This is a genomic window from Bradyrhizobium sp. USDA 4473, assembly GCF_054063335.1.
Genome location: NZ_JBSSGE010000001.1, coordinates 5681542 through 5701003, shown reverse-complemented (window position 1 = coordinate 5701003; position 19462 = coordinate 5681542). Strand labels below are relative to the sequence as shown.

The 19462-nt window shown below is 64.0% G+C and carries 18 protein-coding genes; 9 read left to right on the top strand and 9 right to left on the bottom strand.

The features are described from left to right. Positions 1 to 33: 33 nt before the first annotated feature. The gene (locus ACVW17_RS26915; protein WP_456754717.1) at positions 34 to 1491 is read right to left on the bottom strand and encodes an efflux RND transporter periplasmic adaptor subunit; all 1458 of its coding nucleotides are present in this window, start codon (positions 1489 to 1491) and stop codon (positions 34 to 36) included. Next, on the bottom strand, positions 1481 to 2950 hold the full coding sequence (locus ACVW17_RS26910; protein ID WP_456756538.1) for an efflux transporter outer membrane subunit: 1470 nt from the start codon (positions 2948 to 2950) through the stop codon (positions 1481 to 1483). The genes ACVW17_RS26915 and ACVW17_RS26910 overlap by 11 nt, the downstream gene beginning before the upstream one ends. A gap of 440 nt (positions 2951 to 3390) precedes the next feature. Here ACVW17_RS26910 and ACVW17_RS26905 point away from each other — a divergent pair, with 440 nt between their 5' ends. Further along, positions 3391 to 3792, top strand: a complete 402-nt coding sequence (locus ACVW17_RS26905; protein ID WP_456754716.1) for a DUF2177 family protein — start codon at positions 3391 to 3393, stop codon at positions 3790 to 3792. Here ACVW17_RS26905 and ACVW17_RS26900 read toward each other — a convergent pair. Genes ACVW17_RS26900 through ACVW17_RS26890 form a run of 3 tightly spaced genes read right to left on the bottom strand, consistent with a single transcriptional unit; the run spans position 3781 to position 5855 of the window. Beyond that, a complete protein-coding gene (locus ACVW17_RS26900) occupies positions 3781 to 4596 on the bottom strand; it encodes a DUF1295 domain-containing protein (RefSeq protein ID WP_456754715.1) in 816 nt (271 codons plus the stop codon). The two genes, ACVW17_RS26905 and ACVW17_RS26900, sit on opposite strands and share 12 nt — an antisense overlap. 24 nt (positions 4597 to 4620) lie before the next feature. Beyond that, positions 4621 to 5271, bottom strand: a complete 651-nt coding sequence (locus ACVW17_RS26895; protein WP_456754714.1) for a ChrR family anti-sigma-E factor — start codon at positions 5269 to 5271, stop codon at positions 4621 to 4623. Then, positions 5268 to 5855 carry a sigma-70 family RNA polymerase sigma factor gene (locus tag ACVW17_RS26890; protein ID WP_456754713.1) on the bottom strand — a complete coding sequence of 196 codons (588 nt, stop codon included), beginning with the start codon at positions 5853 to 5855 and terminating at the stop codon, positions 5268 to 5270. Before ACVW17_RS26890 ends, ACVW17_RS26895 begins: the two co-directional genes overlap by 4 nt. A gap of 237 nt (positions 5856 to 6092) precedes the next feature. Here ACVW17_RS26890 and ACVW17_RS26885 point away from each other — a divergent pair, with 237 nt between their 5' ends. The 5 genes from ACVW17_RS26885 to ACVW17_RS26865 all read left to right on the top strand — a co-directional run bounded on the left by ACVW17_RS26885 (position 6093) and on the right by ACVW17_RS26865 (position 10733). Beyond that, complete coding sequence (locus ACVW17_RS26885; RefSeq protein WP_456754712.1) at positions 6093 to 7445, top strand: NAD(P)/FAD-dependent oxidoreductase; 1353 nt, start codon at positions 6093 to 6095, stop codon at positions 7443 to 7445. Beyond that, complete coding sequence (locus tag ACVW17_RS26880; RefSeq protein ID WP_456798041.1) at positions 7442 to 8020, top strand: DUF1365 domain-containing protein; 579 nt, start codon at positions 7442 to 7444, stop codon at positions 8018 to 8020. The genes ACVW17_RS26885 and ACVW17_RS26880 overlap by 4 nt, the downstream gene beginning before the upstream one ends. Next, positions 7987 to 8247, top strand: coding sequence for a DUF1365 family protein (locus ACVW17_RS26875; RefSeq protein ID WP_456798998.1), 261 nt, complete (start codon positions 7987 to 7989; stop codon positions 8245 to 8247). The genes ACVW17_RS26880 and ACVW17_RS26875 overlap by 34 nt, the downstream gene beginning before the upstream one ends. A 46-nt stretch (positions 8248 to 8293) precedes the next feature. Beyond that, a complete protein-coding gene (locus tag ACVW17_RS26870; RefSeq protein WP_456798040.1) occupies positions 8294 to 9475 on the top strand; it encodes a class I SAM-dependent methyltransferase in 1182 nt (393 codons plus the stop codon). 223 nt (positions 9476 to 9698) lie between these two features. Then, positions 9699 to 10733, top strand: coding sequence for a cysteine synthase A (locus tag ACVW17_RS26865; RefSeq protein ID WP_456754709.1), 1035 nt, complete (start codon positions 9699 to 9701; stop codon positions 10731 to 10733). 81 nt (positions 10734 to 10814) lie between these two features. On the opposite strand, the gene ACVW17_RS26860 is transcribed toward ACVW17_RS26865, so the two are convergent. From ACVW17_RS26860 to ACVW17_RS26845, 4 genes are read right to left on the bottom strand one after another with little or no spacing between them, the layout of a single operon-like run. Then, positions 10815 to 11555 carry an amino acid ABC transporter ATP-binding protein gene (locus tag ACVW17_RS26860; protein WP_249136587.1) on the bottom strand — a complete coding sequence of 247 codons (741 nt, stop codon included), beginning with the start codon at positions 11553 to 11555 and terminating at the stop codon, positions 10815 to 10817. Between the two features lie 11 nt (positions 11556 to 11566). Continuing rightward, a complete protein-coding gene (locus ACVW17_RS26855; RefSeq protein ID WP_456754708.1) occupies positions 11567 to 13087 on the bottom strand; it encodes an amino acid ABC transporter permease in 1521 nt (506 codons plus the stop codon). Next, positions 13084 to 14289, bottom strand: a complete 1206-nt coding sequence (locus tag ACVW17_RS26850) for an amino acid ABC transporter permease (protein WP_456754707.1) — start codon at positions 14287 to 14289, stop codon at positions 13084 to 13086. The genes ACVW17_RS26855 and ACVW17_RS26850 overlap by 4 nt, the downstream gene beginning before the upstream one ends. Positions 14290 to 14313: 24 nt before the next feature. Further along, on the bottom strand, positions 14314 to 15333 hold the full coding sequence (locus ACVW17_RS26845) for an amino acid ABC transporter substrate-binding protein (protein ID WP_456754706.1): 1020 nt from the start codon (positions 15331 to 15333) through the stop codon (positions 14314 to 14316). Positions 15334 to 15664: 331 nt separating this feature from the next. Here ACVW17_RS26845 and metC point away from each other — a divergent pair, with 331 nt between their 5' ends. The 3 genes from metC to ACVW17_RS26830 all read left to right on the top strand — a co-directional run bounded on the left by metC (position 15665) and on the right by ACVW17_RS26830 (position 19433). Next, the gene (metC, locus tag ACVW17_RS26840; protein ID WP_456754705.1) at positions 15665 to 16861 is read left to right on the top strand and encodes a cystathionine beta-lyase; all 1197 of its coding nucleotides are present in this window, start codon (positions 15665 to 15667) and stop codon (positions 16859 to 16861) included. A gap of 288 nt (positions 16862 to 17149) precedes the next feature. Then, positions 17150 to 17953 carry a Flp pilus assembly protein CpaB gene (gene cpaB / locus ACVW17_RS26835; protein ID WP_456754704.1) on the top strand — a complete coding sequence of 268 codons (804 nt, stop codon included), beginning with the start codon at positions 17150 to 17152 and terminating at the stop codon, positions 17951 to 17953. A 13-nt stretch (positions 17954 to 17966) separates the two neighbouring features. Then, positions 17967 to 19433: a type II and III secretion system protein family protein gene (locus tag ACVW17_RS26830; protein ID WP_456754703.1), complete on the top strand. Its 1467-nt coding sequence runs from the start codon at positions 17967 to 17969 to the stop codon at positions 19431 to 19433. The last annotated feature ends 29 nt before the right edge of the window (positions 19434 to 19462 follow it).

Sequence of the window (19462 nt, the reverse complement as noted above, 5' to 3'; positions counted from 1 at the left end):
GGTAGGTCGGACATTACGAGGTCAGGATGTCGGTCATGGCTGCGCCTTCGGCGTGCCGCCCGACTGTTCGCTCCCCGCCGCCGGTGCAGGCGCCGGTCCGGTCTGCCCCTTCTGATCGCCGTCGCTATGCTCGCGGCGGCCGCGGTGCTCGCCGTTCTTGCCTTGACCGTCCTGCCTGCCGTCCTTGCTTTGGCCGTCGCCCTGCGCCCCGCCGCGCTTGCCATCGGGATTGCGGCTGCGCTTGCGCGGCGCGAGATCGGCTGCCGGCGGCCCCTCGTCCTTGCCGACCACGACCTTTGCGCCATCGGAGAGATTGGCAAAGCCCGTGGTCACGACGCGATCCGATGTGGTCAGGCCGCTGGCGATGACGGCCTCATGCTCGTTCTGCTGCGTGACTGTCACCGGCTTGGCGGTGACGACGTTGTCCTCACCGATCACGTAGCTGAAGGTACCGGCGGGACCGCGCTGCACGGCCGAGGTCGGCACCACGATCGCCTGGGCCAAGGTCTCGACCTTGAGGCGAACGTTGACGAACTGGCCGGGCCAGAGCTGGTAGCTGGCATTCGGCAGTTCGGCCTTCAGCTTCAGCGTGCCGGTGGTCGGATCGACCTGGTTGTCGATCCCGGTGAGCTTGCCGGTGTCGATCACGGTGACGCCGTCATTGCCGAACACGTCGACCGCAAGCTGGCCCTTCGCGGCGGCGGCGTTGACCCGCATGATCTGCTGCTGCGGCAGGCTGAACCACACCGCGATCGGCTGCAACTGGGTCAGGATCACGAGCCCGGTGGTGTCGGAGGCGTGGATGATGTTGCCCTGGTCGACCTGGCGCAGGCCGGCGCGGCCTGCGATCGGCGCCACGATCTTGGTGTAGCTCAGCGTCGCCGCCGCATTGTCGATCGCGGCCTGGTCGGCCTTGATCAGCGCCTCCTGCTGCGCGACCAGCGCGCGTTGCGTGTCGGCCTGCTGCTTGGAGCCGGCATTGGTCGACGCCAGCTGTTCATACCGGGCGAGGTCGAGCTTCTGGTTGGTGAGCAGCGCGACATCCTGCGCCTTCTTGGCGACGGCCTGGTCGTACTGCGCTTGATAGATCGCGGGATCGATCTCGCCCAGCACGTCGTCCTTCTTGACGTCCTGGCCTTCGACGAAATTCACCTTGAGCAGCTTGCCGTCGACCTGCGAGCGCACGGTGACGGTGTTGAGCGCCTTCACCGAGCCGACGCCGTCAAGATAGACCGGCGCGTCATGCAGCTGCGGCGTCGCCGCCAGCACCGGCACCGGCAAATCGGGCCGCGCGCCTGCGCCGCGCCCGCCGCCTCCGCCCTGCTTCGGCTGGAACGCGAGCCAGCCGAGATAGCCGAGCCCGCCCAGGATCACGAGCGTAATGAGCAGCGATACCATGCGCCCAAGCAGGCGCGAGATCAGGCTCCGCTTGCGCGGCGCAGTGCTTTTCTCGTCGTCCTTGCCGTTTTTGGAGTCGGGCTTAAAGAGCATCGACCGGTCTTTCCATCTTCGGTTCCCAGCCGCCCCCCAGTGCCTGATAGAGGCTCACGATCGCCAAAAGCCGGGCCAATTGGGCCTGCGAATAGGCATCTTCCGCCTGAAACAAGGTCAGCTGCGTGTTTAGCACAGTTACGATGTCGGCAGTGCCGGCCTTGAGCTGCTGCTCGGCGAGGTCAAAGGCGCGGCGTGACGACGACAGCACGTCGCGCTGCAATTGCAGCCGCCGCGTGGTCTCGCGGATCGCGACCAGCGCGTTGTCGACATCGGTGAACGACTGCACGACGGTCTTGCGGTAGGTCTGCAGCAGTTCGTCCTGCCGCGCCTTTGCGTTCTCGAAATTGCCGAGGATCCGGCCACCGTCGAAGATCGGCTGCGTCATGCTGCCGACCAGGTTGAAGAAGGCCGCGTGCGGCTGGAACAGCGAGACCAGCGCCTGGCTCTGGTAACCGCCCGTTCCGGTCAGCTGGATGCTCGGAAAGAACTGCGCCCGCGCGCTGCCGACATTGGCCGTGGCGGATGCAAGCTGCGCCTCCTGCCGGCGAATGTCAGGACGCTGGGTCAGCAATTCCGACGGCAGGCCCGGCGTGACGCGGGGGATCGCGACGGAGTTGAGCGAGCCGCCGGCGACGCGCACGCTCTCGGGCGGCCGCGACACCAACACCGCGAGCGCGTTGATGTTCTGGTCGAGCGTCTGCCGCAACGGCGGCACCAGCGCGCGCTGATTGGCGAGCACGCTCTCCTGCTGGGCGACGTCGAGATCGGAGCCGGTGCCGGCCTTGAAGCGCTCCCGGATCGCATTGAGGATGCGCTCGGCGCTGGCGATGTTGCGCTGCGCGGTGCGTAGCCGATCTTGCGTCGCGAGCACCGTGAAATAGGCGTTGGCGACGCTTGCCAGCGTGGTCAGCGCCACCACCTCGCGGTCGAACCGGTCGGCGACCGCGGTCTCCTCCGCCGCCTGCGCGGCGTCGCGGTTCTGGCCCCAGAAATCGAGCTGATAGCTGGCGCTCAGCGAGGCATTGTAGTTCACCACCTCGCGCCCGCCATTGGTGAGGCCGCTGGCGCTGGAGCCGGACGTCCGCGAGTAGGTTTCCGAGCCATTGAGATTGACGGTCGGCAGCAGCGCGGCGCCAGCCTGCCGCGCCAGCGCGTCGGCCTGGCGGAAGCGCGCCACGGCCGCGGCGATGTCGAGGTTGACGGTCTGCGCCTCCTCCATCAGCTGTGTCAGCTCCTTGGAGCGGAAGCCCCGCCACCAGTCGAGCGTCGGAAGCGCGTCGCCCGGCCGGCTCAGGCGCGCCACCTTGTAGCCCTGGGGCACGTCGAGCGCCGGATCGGGGATGTCCTGGGTCAGGATGCAGCCGGCGGAGCCCGCGACCAGGCCGAGGGCGACCAGCGAGCGTCCCGCGAGCCGTCGCAGGCGGACAACGAGGCCGAAATGGCCTCCAGGCACCATCGCGGACGCGGTCTGGATCACACCCGTTCTCCGCCGCAGCCAGACTTCGCCTGTGGCGCACGAATGACGCGTTCAGCGATGGTCTGGGTAACGTTCACGGGGCAATGCTTTCAATGGAACCTGCTTGTCCATTCTACCCTCGGGATGATGGGGCGGACAGCCCTGTCAGGATTGCGCGACGTCGCGTCCACCGTGATTCGTCGCCACCCCAAATGGCGACTTTCCCCCATTTTTGCAGCGTTTCCGCGCCTTCGGGCGATATCTCAGCCGCTCGGATTCTAACAAAGATTTCATGGGGATTTCTTCACCCCTGTTGCGCCGAATCCGCAATTTCGGGCGCCTTACCCTGCGTTACCATGATCCAGACGCCATGATCCGTCGTTACCTTCCAGCAAGTCGCACCTTGCGGCTGATAGCGGCGTTCAACCTTCGGACCCGACATGACCTATCTCTACGCTTACCTCTCGACGTTGCTCGTCTTCCTACTCTGCGACATGGCCTGGCTTGGAACGATGGCGAGCCGACTATACCGTCCGACGCTCGGGGACATCCTGTCGACCGAAGTAAACCTGCCCCCGGCGATCGTCTTCTACCTGATCTACCCAGTTGGGCTGGTGGTGTTCGCCGTACTCCCTGCCCTAAAGTTGGGAAGCCTCGGCTCGGCCGCGCTCAGCGGCGCACTGCTCGGCTTTTTCAGCTACATGACCTACGATTTGACGAACCAGGCGACATTGCGGAACTGGACCGTCCAACTCACCCTGCTCGATGTCACTTGGGGGACATTGCTCGGTGCGATTTCCGCGACGATGGCCTGTCTCGTGACAGCGAGGTTAGTGGCCTGACGTCGGCTTCGGGAACGGAAAGAACGGCCGGGTTCGCGCCTGCACGTCGCGGAATTGCTGACCGCGCGAGCGCACCATGTGCTGTTCGAGCGGCGGCACGCCGGATACATGAACCAGAACCCAGTACATACAGGCAGGCGCCAGGAGCGTGATCCAGCCGGCTGGGTACCAAGCGTCGATGGCAATCAGCGGATAGGCCAACCAGCACACCCATTCGAAGAAATAGTTCGGATGACGCGACCACTTCCACAGCCCGACTTCACAGACCCGATGTCGGTTGGCAGGGTCCGAGCGAAATTTGCGTAGCTGCGCGTCGGATGACGCCTCCCCGATCAAACCGGTGAGCAGCAGCAGCGCGCCGAGCAGATCTCCAAACCCCAGCCCGGGGCGCGGGTTATGCGCAGCGAGCGCGACTGATGCCGCCAGGATCAAACCGACTGCTGCCTGCGCCTGCAACTGCAGGAACATGCGCCTATCGGCCGTCGCGCCCCATTGTTCGATCAGGTCGCGGTAGCGCGGATCGTCGCCGGCTTTCCAGGTTCGCAGCAGCAGATGACCACCGAGCCGGAGCGACCAGATCGCGACCAGCAGCGCCACCACGAGCTGCCGCTCGCTGGCCGTCCCGCCCTGCGGGACCGGGACGAGGCTGGCCGCGCAAGCAACCAGACCGGTCCCGAATGTCCAGCAGACGTCGATCCATCCGGTAGCGTCTGTTCGTCGCTGAATTTGCCAGGCGATCGTCATGAGCGCAGACAGCACAAGAGCCATGACGATGAACTGGGAGATCAACTGAAGCAGGCTCATGGAGAGCATCTTCCGGGGCGCTCGTCACATGCGGATCAGCGGTTGCAGCAAGCGGCCGATCACTCCGTTGAGCTTCAAATCGCCCTGCATTGCGACCAGGCAAATACAGTCTTCCGTCGAGTCGATCCAGATATCGTGATCCACCGTACCGTCGCCAAAGTCGAAATCTCCCGGCCCGAACTGGCCACCGGCGTGAACGAAGCTTCCGGACAGCACGCAGGTCATCTCAAAGCCGGTGTGTGTATGTTCGATCATCTTCGTGCCGGGGCTGGATTTCAGCAGAAAGGCGCGCGTCGCGCTCGGCTCGGGCAGCCGGATCGGCCGCAAATGCACCTTTGGCGCAATCCATCGCCACGAACTGTCGGGATAGCTGCCCAGAAAGTCCGGCAAGCCCGGCACATCGCGGAATGCCCGCCCCGGGCGTCGCACAGGAACGGACGCCGCCGACGCCTCGTCCAATCTGCGCTCCAACGCCTCAAACGATCCATCCGACATCGCGGCCGGCCGCAGTTGGTCCAGCACCGCACCGCCAACATGCTCCATTGCCCGTACCGCTCCGCGGCACTTGGCGCAGCCGATCAAATGGGTGGCAATCGCAATATGCTGACCCAGGTCGATCGTGCCGGCCGCAAACGCCGCCAACAACTCGTCCGGGGGGTGATGATGGACGGTCATGCGAAGTCATCCAGCAAGCTGCGCAGCCGGGCCATCGCCAGCCGCAAGCGCGATTTGACGGTGCCGAGCGGGATATCGAGCGCCTTTGCGATATCCGCATGGGCCGTTTCGTGAAAGAAGGATAGCTCGATCACCCGCATCTGGTCGTCCGGCAACACCGACAGTGCATCGCGGACTCGCGCCTCTATTTGATACGCCGCCACTCCCGCGTCAGGCAACGGGCCCTCGTCGCGCTGAAACTCAAGGTCCGTCTCCGACGTATCACTGTTCGGAGTTCGCTTCTGACGACGGAGCGCGTCAATGCGCAGGTTTCGCGCGATCGTGAATATCCAGGCGGCGGCACCACCGCTCTTGGGGTCGAACAGAGTGGCCTTCGACCACACCAGGAGCAGGGCCTCTTGCGCCAGTTCGTCGGCAAGCTGCTCGCTCGCCCCCGAGCGCTTCATGAACGCCTTTACGCGCGGCGCAAAATGCCGAAACAGCGCAGCGAAGGCCTCGCGATCCCTGCGAACAGCAACGGCTTCGATCAGCCGCGCCCATCGGGCGGCATCCGACGTCTCGTTGTCGGGAGTTTCACTCAGCATGCCGCGCGGACACTCCCTGTCGTTTAGCGCTCTGCGACCGCAATACCGGATCGCGCCCGGCCTGACCAGACCGGCAATCCCGGAGATATGTCGTATGGCGGCTTGCATACAACAGGAACGCTCTCTGGCTGAGGTTGGATCACTACCGGTGATCCAACGGTCATGATCCGTCGTTCTTACCCATGTCGTCGTCCGCACGACGCGCCGGCGCATTAGTGGATCGAAAAGGAATAGTCGTTGAGGAACGACGGCAAACTAAACGTCGCCGTAGTCGGAACCGGCATTTCCGGCCTCTCGGCCGCCTGGCTGCTCAGCCAACGGCACGATGTGACCGTCTACGAGAAATCCAATCGGATCGGCGGGCATTCCAACACCGTGACTGCGTCCCTCGGCGGCCAGCGCGTCGCCGTGGATACCGGCTTCATCGTGTTCAACCGGAAGACCTACCCTAACCTTGCCGCGCTGTTCCGATATCTCGACGTCTCCACGCAAGCATCGGAGATGTCGCTGTCGGTTTCTCTTGACCAGGGCGATCTGGAATATTCCGGGACCGGCCTTTCCGGCCTGCTGGCTCAGCCCGGCAATCTGCTGCGACGGCGCTTTTGGTCGATGCTGCGCGACCTGGTCCGGTTCTACGATCGCGCGACACGCGATGCGGCGCTGCTGCGTGACGAGACCATCAGCCTCGGCGAATATCTTGCGAAAGGCGGCTACAGTTCAGCGTTCCGCGACGACCATCTGCTGCCGATGGCAAGCGCCATCTGGTCGGCGCCTCCAGATGAAATTCTTGCCTTTCCCGCAGCGACGTTCATCCGCTTCCACCACAATCACGGCCTGCTTCAGCTAACCCAGCGGCCGGCATGGGAAACCGTGACCGGCGGCAGCCGCATCTATGTGCAGCGGCTGGTCCAGCCGTTCGCAGACCGGATCAAGCTCGACTGCGGCGTGGTCAGGATACGACGCTCGGCGCGCGGTGTGACCGTGACCGACGTTCACGGCGAAACGCGACCATACGATCATGTCGTCCTGGCAACGCACGCGAATGAAGCGCTGTCGGTGATTGATGAGCCGACTTCGGATCAATCCAGATTGCTCGGTGCCTTCCGCTACTGCCGCAACCTCGCCGTCCTCCATTCCGATACAACGTTCATGCCGCAACGGCGCCTGGCCTGGTCGAGCTGGAACTATGTCGGATCGCGCGGCCGACGTGCCACGCCGGCCGGAGTCACCTATTGGATGAACCGGCTGCAGGGCATCCCGCGGCATATGCCGCTGTTCGTCACGCTCAATCCCGCCCGTCCCCCGCGGGCGGACACGCTGCATCAGACGGAGGTCTACGAGCACCCGATCTTCGATGCGGCCGCAATCGCCGCGCAGCGCCGGCTTTGGTCGCTGCAAGGCGACGGAAACATGTGGTTCTGCGGCGCGCATTTCGGCGCGGGCTTCCACGAGGACGGGTTGCAATCGGGGCTTGCGGTCGCCGAGCAACTTGGCAAGGTACGCAGGCCGTGGAACGTGCCGAACGAATCCGGACGCATTGTGCTCGCCGCTAATACTAGATCCTTGCCCGAACGGGAGCTGCAGCCATGACACTCCGCTCCTGCCTCTATCGCGGTAGCGTGATGCATCGGCGTCTGCGTCCGACATCTCATCGGTTCCGCTACCGCGCGTTTTGGCTGCTGCTCGATCTCGACGAGATGCCCGCGCTGATCTCGCGGTTGCGGCTATTCTCGCACAACCACTTTAACCTATTCGCGCTGTACGACACCGATCACGGCGACGGCCGCGCAACGCCGCTCCGCGCTCAGATCGAGCGACAGCTCGAGCAAGCCGATATCGATCTGGCAGGCGGACAAATCCAATTGTTCTGCATGCCGCGGACACTCGGCTACAGCTTCAATCCCCTCAGCCTTTATTTCTGTTACCGAGACTCCGGCCAACTCGCGGCGATCGTCTATCAAGTCCACAACACATTCGGCGAACGTCACGCCTATGTAGCGGCGATCGATGCCGACGACGCGAGCATTCGGCACGACTGCAACAAGGACTTCCATGTGTCGCCGTTCATGGCCATGAACCAGAGCTATCATTTCCGCTTGCACTTGCGCCCGGCGAGCGCTTCGCGCTCGGTATCAGCGCGAGCGAAGACGGCGAAACCATACTGAGCGCCTGCCTTGGCGGGTCGCGCCAGCCACTGAGCGACTGGACGCTGTTGCGCAGCTTCCTTGGAATTCCGCTGGTGACGACCAAGGTCATCCTCGCGATCCATTGGGAGGCGGCACGGCTTTGGCTGAAGGGCATGCGCATTTGCGAACGACCTAGACCATCCGCGAACGGCATGACGCGCGTGGCCAAATCATTTAAGCAACGGACGAATTTGCATGCGCATTGACCATGAGCAGACCGCCCCCGGCTGGATGCCCGTCGAATGGCCGCCGGTGCTCCGCGCGACGATCGGGGTGCTGCTACGGCGATTGCTCCGCCGGATCGATTGCGGCGAAATACTCGTACAATTGCCCGGCGGGCGCGGCGTCACAATCTCCGGCTTGCGCGGCGGAGAACCGGTGCATATCAGGATTCACAGCTGGAAGTGCCTGCTGCGGCTGCTTGTCGGCGGCGACCTGGGCTTTGCTGAAGGCTACCTTGCCGGCGAATGGTCGACGCCCAACATCCACGCATTTCTCAGCGCGGCCGCCCCACGATCGGCCCACGCAACCTCGTTCGAAAGGCTGAGGCCTCCGCAACCCTTTATTTGGCTTCGCCATGCCCTGCTGAATCGCAATACCAGGCGCGGCAGCCGGCGCAACATTCGGGCTCATTACGATCTCGGCAACGATTTCTACCGGCTCTGGCTCGACCCGACCATGACCTATTCGTCCGGGATCTACATCTCGGCCGACCCAACCCTCGCGCAAGCCCAACAGACCAAGCTTGATCGGGTCACCGATCTGCTAGAACTCAAGGGCGGCGAGAAGATCCTCGAGATCGGTTGCGGCTGGGGCGCGCTGGCGCGGCACCTGATCGAACGACACGACTGTCACGTCACCGGACTGACGCTGTCGACCGCACAGCTCGGCTACGCGCGCGAGCAGCTGGCCGTAAAAGGGCTTTCGGAGAAATCAGACCTGCGGCTCGAGGACTATCGGGACACTGATGGCAGCTACGACCGGGTCGTCTCGATCGAGATGCTGGAAGCGGTTGGCGAAGCCTATTGGCCGCTGTTCTTCGACGAACTGCGGCAACGGCTCGATGTCGGCGGCGTCGCGGTGCTGCAAGTGATCACGATCGACGAACGTCGCTTTGAAAGCTATCGCAGGCGGCCGGAATTCATCCAGCGCTACATTTTTCCCGGCGGAATGCTGCCGACCGTCGAGATCGTCAAGCAACTGGTGAGCAATTCCGGATTGCGGCTGGTTTCGACCAAGTTCTTCGCCGATAGCTATGCACGGACACTGGCAGATTGGCACGACCGCTTCCTCGTCGCCTGGCCGTCGATTGAAGCACTCGGCTTCGATATCAGGTTCAAGCGGATGTGGGAGTACTACTTGGCATATTGCAGGCTGGGCTTTGAAATTGGCGCCCTTAATGTGGGGCTGTACAAGGTCGAGCGATCATCCTGAATTGGGTCCGCGCACAGAATCTGACGCAGCATGGTCAATTGCAGCAAGATTTGGCCGGATCGCAGGCCATTCGCAAAACGAGCGTCCTGCCAAGGGTTTTGATCAACGCCAGCGGCTGACCGTCGTACGAAATTCGCCGCACTGCAAAAGCCTTCCCCTTTTGCCGTCGGCACACTAGTTTCCGGCCAGGGCACCACACGGACCGGCAAAAGATTACCCCCGCATGGCATTCAACAAAGACGTCATTGAAGCGATCGGCAACACCCCGCTCATCAAGCTGAAACACGCATCCGAACTGACCGGCTGCACCATTCTCGGCAAGGCCGAATTCATGAATCCGGGCCAATCCGTCAAGGACCGCGCCGGCAAATGGATGATCCTGAAGGCTGAGGAGCGTGGCGTCCTGAAGCCGGGCGGCCTCGTGGTCGAATCGACCGCCGGCAATACCGGCATCGGGCTTGCGGTCGTCGCCAGCGCGCTGGGCTATCGCACCCTGATCGTGATCCCGGAGACCCAGAGCCAGGAGAAGAAGGACTTCCTGCGGCTGTGCGGCGCCGAGTTGGTCGAGGCACCGGCGCTGCCGTTCTCCAATCCCAACAACTACCAGCATCTCGGCAAGCGCCTCGCCGATCAGCTGCGCAAGACCGAACCGAACGGCGTGCTGTTTGCCGACCAATGGAACAACCTCGACAATCCCAAGGCGCATTATGAGTCGACCGGACCGGAAATCTGGCAGCAGACCAACGGCAAGATCGACGGCTTCATCTGCTCGGTCGGCACCGGCGGCACGCTGGCCGGCATCAGCCGCTACCTGAAGGAGAAGAACAAGGACATCGTCACGGCCTGTGCCGACCCGCACGGCTTTGCAATGTATGAACTGTTCAAGCACGGCGAACCCAAGATGACGCCGGGCAATTCGATCACCGAAGGCATCGGGCTCGGCCGCGTCACCCCGGTGGTAGAGACCGCCAAGGTCGACACCGCATTCCTGATCTCCGACACGGACGCCGTGACGGTGATCTATGAATTGCTCGAGCACGAGGGCCTCTGCCTCGGCGGCTCGACCGGCGTCAACATCGCCGGCGCGATCCAGCTCGCCAAGCAACTCGGGCCCGGCAAGACCATCGTCACGATCCTGGCCGATTCCGGCAGCCGCTATCTGTCCAAGCTGTTCAATCCGGAGTTCATGCGCTCGAAGAACCTGCCGGTGCCGGAGTGGCTCGAGAAGCGCACCAAGATCGAGCTGCCGTTCGTTTGAAAGGCGAGTAGCGAGTGGTGAGTGGCGAATAGCGGGAATCCCTACTCGCCATTCGCTACTCCCTACTCGCGCTTTGTGCTCTCACCGCAAAATCTGGCTCAAGAACAGCTTCGACCGCGCATGCTGCGGGTTGGCGAAGAATTCCTGCGGCGTGTTCGACTCGATGATCTGGCCGGCGTCCATGAACACGACGCGATTGGCGACCTCGCGGGCAAAACCCATCTCGTGGGTCACGACCAGCATGGTCATGCCTTCCCTGGCGAGGTCGACCATGGTGTCGAGCACCTCTTTCACCATTTCCGGGTCGAGCGCCGAGGTCGGCTCGTCGAACAGCATCACCTTCGGGTTCATGGTCAGTGCGCGGGCGATCGCGACGCGCTGCTGCTGGCCGCCTGACATCTGACCGGGAAACTTGTTCGCCTGATGCGGGATCTTGACCCGCTCGAGGAACTTCATCGCGGCCGCCTCGGCATCCTTCTTCGGGATATTGCGCACCCAGATCGGCGCCAGCGTGCAATTGTCGAGCACGGTGAGATGCGGAAACAGGTTGAAGCTCTGGAACACCATGCCGACCTCGCGCCGCACCTCGTCGACCCGGCGCAAATTCGGGCCGAGCTCGATGCCGTCGACCGTGATCTCGCCTTCCTGGAATTCCTCCAGCGCATTGATGCAGCGGATCAGGGTCGACTTGCCCGAGCCTGAGGGGCCGCAGATCACGATGCGCTCGCCCTTGCCAACCTCAAGGTTGATGTCACGCAGCACGTGGAAGTCGCCGTACCATTTGTTGAGCGTGGAGATGTTGACGATCGGAGTTGTGGACATGGTGACCTTGTTCAATGGCGGCGGTGGGCGTTGAGCCGGTGTTCGACGAACAGCGAGTAGCGCGACATTCCAAAGCAGAACACGAAATAGATCATTCCGGCAAAGGCAAATCCGGTGAACGCCGTGGTCGGCGTCGACCAGGCCGGGTCCGAGAACGATGCCCGCAGGGAACCCAATAGGTCGAACAGCGCTACGATCGACACCAGCGAGGTATCCTTGAACAGCGAGATGAAGCTGTTGACGATGCCGGGGATGACGTAGCGCAGCGCCTGCGGGAGCACGATCAGCGACGTGGTCTTCCACCAGGACAGGCCGAGCGCCGATGCCGCCTCCGCCTGCCCGCGCGCCACCGCAGCCAATCCGCCCCTGATCACTTCGGCCATATAGGCGCCGGTGAAGATGGCGACGCCGATCAGCGCACGCAACAGGCCGTCGACCGCGAAATTCCCCGGCACGAACAGCGGCAGCATGTAGGTCGCGAAGAACAGCACCGTGATCAACGGCACGCCACGCCAGAATTCGATGAAGGCGATCGAGAAGATCCGGATCAGCGGGATGCTCGAGCGACGGCCGAGCGCGAGCGCAATCCCGATCGGCATCGAGGCGACGATCCCGGTGATCGCGATCACCAGCGTCACCAGCAGGCCGCCCCACAGCCGGGTGTCGACGATCGGAAAGCCGCCGCGATCGAGCCCCATCAGCTTGATGCCAACCGCGATTCCGGCAAACGTCAGCACGCTGCCGATCAGGACCTTGCCGCCCGTCCGCACGCCGCCGCCGAGCACGAACAGCGCGGCGGTGACGATCGCGGCGGTGACCACGAAATCGCTCCAGACCGGCAGCGACGAGGCCTGCAACAGATCGCGCAACCAGGTCAGCGGGTAGATCAGCCAATGGATGATTGCGCCGGCCAGCACGAGCAGCTTGCCCAGCACCCACAGCAGCGGGGCGAGCGCCGAACCTTTGCTGAGATTGACCAGCAGATCGCCGGCGCCGCCGATGCTCTGCTCGAACAGCTGCAACAAACCGGCGGTCCAGCTCACGCCGAAACCTGCAATGCCGCCACCATGCAGCAGGAAGAATGCCACCACGGGAAGCGCGAAGAAGAACAGGCCGGAATTCAGGCCCTTGGCCGGCAGGCGCGGCATCAGCAGCGGCAGCAACAGGGCGGCGCCGAGACCATAGGTCAGATTGACCCGCCAGCGCTGGGCTTCCGGATAGAAGCCGTAGATCAGTTGCGTCAGCTTGGCCTGGATATAGGGCCAGCAGGCGCCGACTTCGTGCCCCGCCTTTTCGGCCAGGCAGGCGGTGCGATCCGTGCCGGTCCAGACCGCGTCGACCAGCAGGAACTTGACCGCGGGGATGATCAGGTACCAGGCCAGCAACAGCCCGAGGATCGTCAGCAGGATGTTGCCCGGCGAATTCAGCAGCCGCGTGCGCAGGAAGCCGATCAAGCCGGTGGTCTTCGCCGGTGCCGCACGCTCGGCGACCAGATCCTGCCGGACAAAGGACACGGCGGAGATGTCCGTCATGCCACCATGCTCCGGTTGATCCGCCAGCCGTAGATGCTCATCAGCGCGCTCGTCGTCAGCGAGAGCAGCAGGTAGACGCCCATCGTCATGGCGATGATCTCGATCGCCTGCCCGGTCTGGCTCACCGCGGTGCCGGCGAACACCGAGACCAGATCCGGATAGCCGATCGCGACCGCCAGCGACGAATTCTTGGTGAGATTGAGGTACTGGCTGGTCAGCGGCGGCACGATGACGCGCATCGCCTGCGGCACCACGATCAGCCGCAGCGTCGCGGAGCGGCTCAGCCCGAGCGAGGAGCCCGCCTCCATCTGCCCCTTGTGCACCGACAGGACGCCGGCGCGGACGATCTCGGCAATGAAGGCCCCGGTGTAGGTCGACAACGCCACCGTCAGCGCGACGAATTCGGGGATGATCCGCGCGCCGCCGGCGAAGTTGAAGCCCTTCAGCTGCGGCAGCTCGAACGTCAACGGCCAGCCGAAGACCAGCATCGAAACCAGCGGCAGCCCGACCAGGCACCCCAGCACATAGGGCCAGATCCGGATCATCTGCCCGCGCTGGAACAGGACCCGCCGCGCGGTACGCCGCAAACCCAGCGCCACGACGATGCCGACCGCGAACGCGGCCAGGAACGGATCGAGCCCCGGCTCGCTGATCGGCTGCGGCACGATCAGCCCGCGATTGTTGAGGAAGACCGCGCTGAAGATCGAGATGCTCTGCCGTGGCGCCGGCAGCGCTGCGAGCACGGCGAGATACCAGAACAGGATTTGGAACAGCAGCGGCAAGTTCCTGACGATCTCGACATAGATGCCGCCGATCCTCGACAGCAGCCCATTCGGCGACAACCGGCACAGCGCCACGATGAAGCCGATCACGGTGGCGAAGACTATGCCGATCACCGAGACCAGGATCGTGTTCAACAGACCGACGAAGAACACCCGCCAGTAGGTGTCGGAGTTGTTGTACGCGATCAGGCTCTGATTGACGTCAAAGCCCGCATTGTAGTTGAGGAAGCCGAAGCCCGATGCAATGTGCTGGGTCTCCAGATTGGAGCGCGCATTGGCGACGACCTCATAGGCGATCCAGGCCAGGATCGCGGCGAAGGCAATCTGGGCCGCCACTCCGTTCCAGCCGCTCTTGCCGCCAAGCGCACGCTTGAGCCTGAGGGCCAATTGCAGCGGTGGTTTGCGGGGCGCGATGCTCATCGCCGCAGCCGTCGGCCGGATCGATCAGCGGATCGGCGGCGCGTACTGGATACCGCCCTTGTTCCAGAGATTGTTGACGCCACGGGCGATGCCGAGCGGCGAGCCGGTGCCGACGTTGCGCTCGAAGGCCTCGCCGTAATTGCCGACCGCCTTCACGATCCGCACCACCCAATCCTTGGTGAGGCCGAGCTGTTCGCCCAGATTGCCGTCGGTGCCGAGCACCCGTTTCATCTCCGGCTTGTCGGATTTGAGCATCGTGTCGACGTTCTTCTGGGTGATGCCGAGCTCCTCGGCATTGATCATCGCAAACAGCGTCCACTTCACGATGTCGAACCACTGGTCGTCGCCGTGGCGCACCATCGGCCCCAGCGGCTCCTTGGAAATGATTTCCGGCAGCACGATGTGATCGGCGGGGTTCGCGAGCTTGAGACGGCTGGCATAGAGTCCCGAAGCGTCATCGGTGAAGACGTCGCAGCGTCCGGATTCATAGGCCTTGACGGCCTCGTCGATGCTGCCGAACGCGATCACCTCGTACTTCATGTTGTTGCCCTTGAAGAAGTCGGCGAGGTTCTGCTCCGTCGTGGTACCGGTCTGCACGCACACCGACGCGCTGTTCAATTCCATTGCCGAATTGACCTTGAGCGACTTCTTCACCATGAAGCCCTGCCCGTCATAGTAGGTCACGCCGGCAAAATTGGCGCCGAGCGAGGTGTCGCGCGACACCGTCCAGGTGGTGTTGCGCGACAGCACGTCGATCTCGCCGGACTGCAGCGCGGTGAAGCGATCCTTGGCCGACAGCGGCACGAACTTGACCTTGGTAGGGTCGTCGAGCACCACGGCGGCAATGGCGCGGCAAACGTCGACGTCGATCCCGGTCCAGTTCCCCTTGTCGTCGGGCGCGGAGAAGCCCGGCAGGCCCTGGCTGACGCCGCAGGACAACTGGCCCCGATCCTTGACCGTCTTGAGGGTTTGCGCCGAGGCCGCCTGGCCCGACAGGGCGGCAGCGGCAACGGCAAGAAAAACAGCCAGGGATGCGCATTTCATGGGCAGGGCCTTTCAGGGTCGTCCGTTGGACGTTTGCTTTGTGATCGCCTCGCGCGTTTCACGGGCCATCCCAATGATCCAATGCAGCAAAAGATGCTGGTCCGACCGGCAGTTTGGCGGGCAAACCGATCGGGCAACGGATCGTAGGTCGCGGCAGGCCCCTCAACGTGCGGCGACTGGTAGTTGCGCCGCATCACATAGCGACTGACGAGCCGGGTCAAGGGGTTGACGCATGTCTTCTGCGTCCTGTTAGTAACACCTCCCGGCGCAGCCCCGTCGTCCGACGCGGTGCGGCCGCGGCAAAAAGTCTAAAGTCGAACGGCAGCGATCCATGACCTCCTCAGACGGCTCCACGCCCGCCCACCCGCAGCACATCGCAACCCGCCTGGTCACGGCCGGCCGCGATACCAAGGCCCAGAAGGGCTTCGTCAATCCGCCGGTGTTTCACGGCTCGACCGTGCTCTATCCCACCGCGGAAGACCTCCACGCCCATCGCGCCGAATTCACCTATGGCCGCCACGGCACCCCGACTACCCGGGCGCTGCAGGACGTGCTGATGGCGCTGGAAGGCCCGCAATGCGCCGGGGTCGGGCTCGCACCGTCAGGCGCGGCCGCCATCAGCACCACGCTGCTCGCCGTGCTGAAGGCCGGCGACCATCTGCTGGTCTGCGACAATGCCTACCGGCCGACGCGAAACGTCTGCAACGGCATGCTGGGCAAGCTCGGGATCGAGACCACGTATTTCGACCCGCTGATCGGCGCCGGCATCGAGACCCTGTTCAAGCCGAACACCCGCGCCGTGCTGCTCGAGGCGCCGGGATCGCAATCCTTCGAGATGCCCGACCTTCCGGCCATCGCGGCGGTGGCCCATGCCCGCGGCGCGCTGGTCATCGACGACAACACCTGGGCGACGCCGCTTTATCACCGCTCGCTTGAGCAGGGCGTCGACATCAGCATGCAGGCCGCGACCAAATATATCGGCGGCCATTCCGACATCATGTTCGGCACCATCTCGGCCAACGCGAAGGCCTGGCCGCTGATTGCCGAGGGTATCCGCCTGCTCGGCGTCTGCGCCGGCCCCGACGACGTCTATCTCGCGCTGCGCGGTGTCCGCACGCTATCAGTGCGGCTTGCGCAACATCATCGCTCCGGCCTCGAGATGGCACGCTGGCTGGCCGCCCGGCCCGAGGTCGCGCGCGTGCTGCACCCTGCCCTGGAAACCGATCCCGGCCACGCGATCTGGAAGCGCGACTTCACCGGCGCCTCCGGTCTGTTCAGCATTGTGTTGAAGCCCGTTCCGCAAACCGCAGTCGATACCATGCTCAACGCGCTCAGGCTGTTCGGCATGGGCTTTTCCTGGGGCGGCTTCGAGAGCCTCGCGATCCCGTTCGACTGCAGCGATTATCGCACCGCGACCAAATGGTCGCCGGGCGGACCGACGCTGCGGCTGCATATCGGGCTCGAGAATGTCGACGACCTCAAGGCCGATCTCGATCGCGGCTTTGCGGCGTTGAAGGCCGCACTCTGATCCTCGGCGCCGGCTGCCGGGTTAGGCGGGATTAACCACAACGGACATGCCGCGACGGCGCGTTGCGACCAAGGCCGCACGCGCTGGAGCGCGCACGATCTCCGGGATTCTGCGGAGATGCGGCCGGCGCCGATAACTCGCCGTTCACCATCCCCACCAATCCCTTAATTGTCCGGACCTTCCATCAAGTTCCCTTATACTTTTGCGGCCGTAGTGATGCCTCCGGGAAGGGCTGTCAGTGCCGCAAGGAACGTGACTGCCCGGCGTTAAGGGCATTCAGACAATCGCATGAAGACGGCACGCATCGTGGTCCTCGGCATCGCCGGCGTCGCAGGCCTCGCGGCCATGTATCTCGCGAGCGTCGGCGATAAAAAACCGGCGCCGGTCGCGCCGCCGGTGGTGCAACTGCCGACCGTCGAGGTGCTGGTGGCGAAGTCCGACATCGGCCTTGGCCAGTCGGTCAAGGCCGAAGACCTGCAATGGCAGCGCTGGCCGGCTGAGACCGCGAGCGCCGCGTTCATCCGCCACGACACCAATCCCGACGCCATGAACGACGTCATCGGCTCGATTGCGCGCACGCCATTCATCATCGGCGAGCCGATCCGCGAGCAGAAGCTGGTCAAGGCCAATGGCAGCGGCTTCATGGCCGCGATCCTGCCCTCCGGCATGCGCGCGATCTCCACCGAAATCTCGCCGGAGACCGGCGCCGGCGGCTTCATCCTGCCGAACGACCGCGTCGATGTGATCCTGTCGCGACGCGACAAGAACCCCGATCAGGTTCAGGGCAGCCGCGACATCATCACGACCGAGATCCTGCTGTCCAACGTTCGCGTGCTGGCGATCGACCAGGCGCCGAAAGAGAAGGACGGCAACAACTCCCTCGTCGGCAAGACCGTGACCCTCGAACTCAAGCCCGAGCAGGCCGAAACGCTGGCGCGTGCCCGGCAGAGCGGCACGCTGGCGCTGGCGCTGCGCAGCATCGCCGACGTCAACGAGAAGACCGACGAGACCAGAGACCAGGCCCCGAAGCGGGGCGAGAGCATCAAGGTGGTGCGCTTCGGCATCCCGAGCTCGCAGACGACACAGAAGTGATGGGGGCTTCGCTATGACAACGGCTGCAAAACAACTGGCGACACGGACCACACTGGTCCGCTCGCTGTCATTCTCGGCGGTCACCGCCCTGATGCTGATCCCTGCCCTCGCCAGCGCGACCGATCCCGACAAGAACGCGGATGTCGCGGTCACGAGCAGCATCGCCGCCAAGACGCGGTTCGTTTCGCTCGGGGTCGGCAAGTCTGTCGTGGTCGACCTGCCGCGCGAGGCCAAGGACGTGCTGGTTGCCGATCCCAAGATCGCCAACGCGGTGATCCGCTCGGCGCAGCGCGCCTATATCATCGGCGCGGCGGTCGGCCAGACCAACGTGGTGTTCTTCGATGCCGACGGCAACCAGGTCGCCTCCTACGACATCGCGATCAAGCGTGACCTCAACGGCATGCGCGCCGCGCTGAAGCAGATGCTGCCGGGCGTCCAGATCGAGGGCGTCGGCGAAAGCGTGGTTCTGACCGGCACGGTGGCGAGCCCGGTCGAAGCCCAGCAGGCCGGCGACATCGCCGCGAAGCTGGTCGGCAGCGCCGACAAGGTCGTCAACTCCATCGTGGTGCGCGGCCGCGACCAGGTGATGCTGAAAGTCACCGTCGCCGAAGTCCGCCGCGACGTCATCAAGCAGCTCGGCGTCGATCTCAGCGCCAACATGAACTACGGCACTGCCGCTGTGGTCTTCAACAACGCCAACCCCTTCACCGCCAACAACGGGCCGCTCACCAGCAACTTGCTGACCGGCGCTGCCCTGAACAAGCTCGGTGTGCCGACCGTCACCGCGACGCTGCGCGCGATGGAAAGCGCGGGCGTGGTCAAGACGCTGGCCGAACCCAACCTCACCGCGATCTCCGGCGAGTCGGCGACGTTTGTTTCGGGCGGCGAGTTTCCGATCCCAACCGGCGTCACCTGTCAGACGACGACGTCGGGCACGATCGGCAATTGCGTGCAGACCGTCAGCTTCAAGAAGTTCGGCATCTCGCTCAACTTCACCCCGGTGGTGCTGTCCGAGGGACGCATCAGCCTGAAGGTGATGACCGAGGTTTCCGAAGTCTCGATGGACAACGCCCTGACCGGCGGCCAGAACGGCACCACCATTCCCTCGATCAAGACCCGGCGCGCCGACACCACGCTGGAGGTGCCCTCCGGCGGTTCGATCGCGATGGCCGGATTGATCCAGGAGCAGACCAAGCAGGCCATCAACGGAATGCCGGGCGTCGATCAGATCCCGGTGCTCGGCCAGCTGTTCAGGAGCCAGGACTTCGTCAACAACGAGACCGAGCTCATGGTCATCGTGACGCCCTATGTGGTGCGCGCGGTCGCCCAGAAGGAATTGTCCCGTCCGGATGACGGATTTGCTCCGGCCTCCGACGCACAATCGGCGCTGCTGGCGCGCGTCAATCGCATCTACGGCGTTGCAGCCCGTGGCGAGCCGATCGGCGCCACGCCGGTCAATTTCGGCTTCATCATCGACTGAGGCGCGGGCCTGAAGGGGGTTGGGGGATC

Coding starts and splice junctions, on each gene's coding strand:
- ACVW17_RS26915 (WP_456754717.1), bottom strand. CDS start 1,491: ATGCTCTTTAAGCCCGACTCCAAAAACGGCAAGGACGACGAGAAAAGC.
- ACVW17_RS26910 (WP_456756538.1), bottom strand. CDS start 2,950: ATGGTGCCTGGAGGCCATTTCGGCCTCGTTGTCCGCCTGCGACGGCTC.
- ACVW17_RS26905 (WP_456754716.1), top strand. CDS start 3,391: ATGACCTATCTCTACGCTTACCTCTCGACGTTGCTCGTCTTCCTACTC.
- ACVW17_RS26900 (WP_456754715.1), bottom strand. CDS start 4,596: ATGAGCCTGCTTCAGTTGATCTCCCAGTTCATCGTCATGGCTCTTGTG.
- ACVW17_RS26895 (WP_456754714.1), bottom strand. CDS start 5,271: ATGACCGTCCATCATCACCCCCCGGACGAGTTGTTGGCGGCGTTTGCG.
- ACVW17_RS26890 (WP_456754713.1), bottom strand. CDS start 5,855: ATGCTGAGTGAAACTCCCGACAACGAGACGTCGGATGCCGCCCGATGG.
- ACVW17_RS26880 (WP_456798041.1), top strand. CDS start 7,442: ATGACACTCCGCTCCTGCCTCTATCGCGGTAGCGTGATGCATCGGCGT.
- ACVW17_RS26865 (WP_456754709.1), top strand. CDS start 9,699: ATGGCATTCAACAAAGACGTCATTGAAGCGATCGGCAACACCCCGCTC.
- ACVW17_RS26860 (WP_249136587.1), bottom strand. CDS start 11,555: ATGTCCACAACTCCGATCGTCAACATCTCCACGCTCAACAAATGGTAC.
- ACVW17_RS26855 (WP_456754708.1), bottom strand. CDS start 13,087: ATGACGGACATCTCCGCCGTGTCCTTTGTCCGGCAGGATCTGGTCGCC.
- ACVW17_RS26850 (WP_456754707.1), bottom strand. CDS start 14,289: ATGAGCATCGCGCCCCGCAAACCACCGCTGCAATTGGCCCTCAGGCTC.
- ACVW17_RS26845 (WP_456754706.1), bottom strand. CDS start 15,333: ATGAAATGCGCATCCCTGGCTGTTTTTCTTGCCGTTGCCGCTGCCGCC.
- metC (WP_456754705.1), top strand. CDS start 15,665: ATGACCTCCTCAGACGGCTCCACGCCCGCCCACCCGCAGCACATCGCA.
- cpaB (WP_456754704.1), top strand. CDS start 17,150: ATGAAGACGGCACGCATCGTGGTCCTCGGCATCGCCGGCGTCGCAGGC.
- ACVW17_RS26830 (WP_456754703.1), top strand. CDS start 17,967: ATGACAACGGCTGCAAAACAACTGGCGACACGGACCACACTGGTCCGC.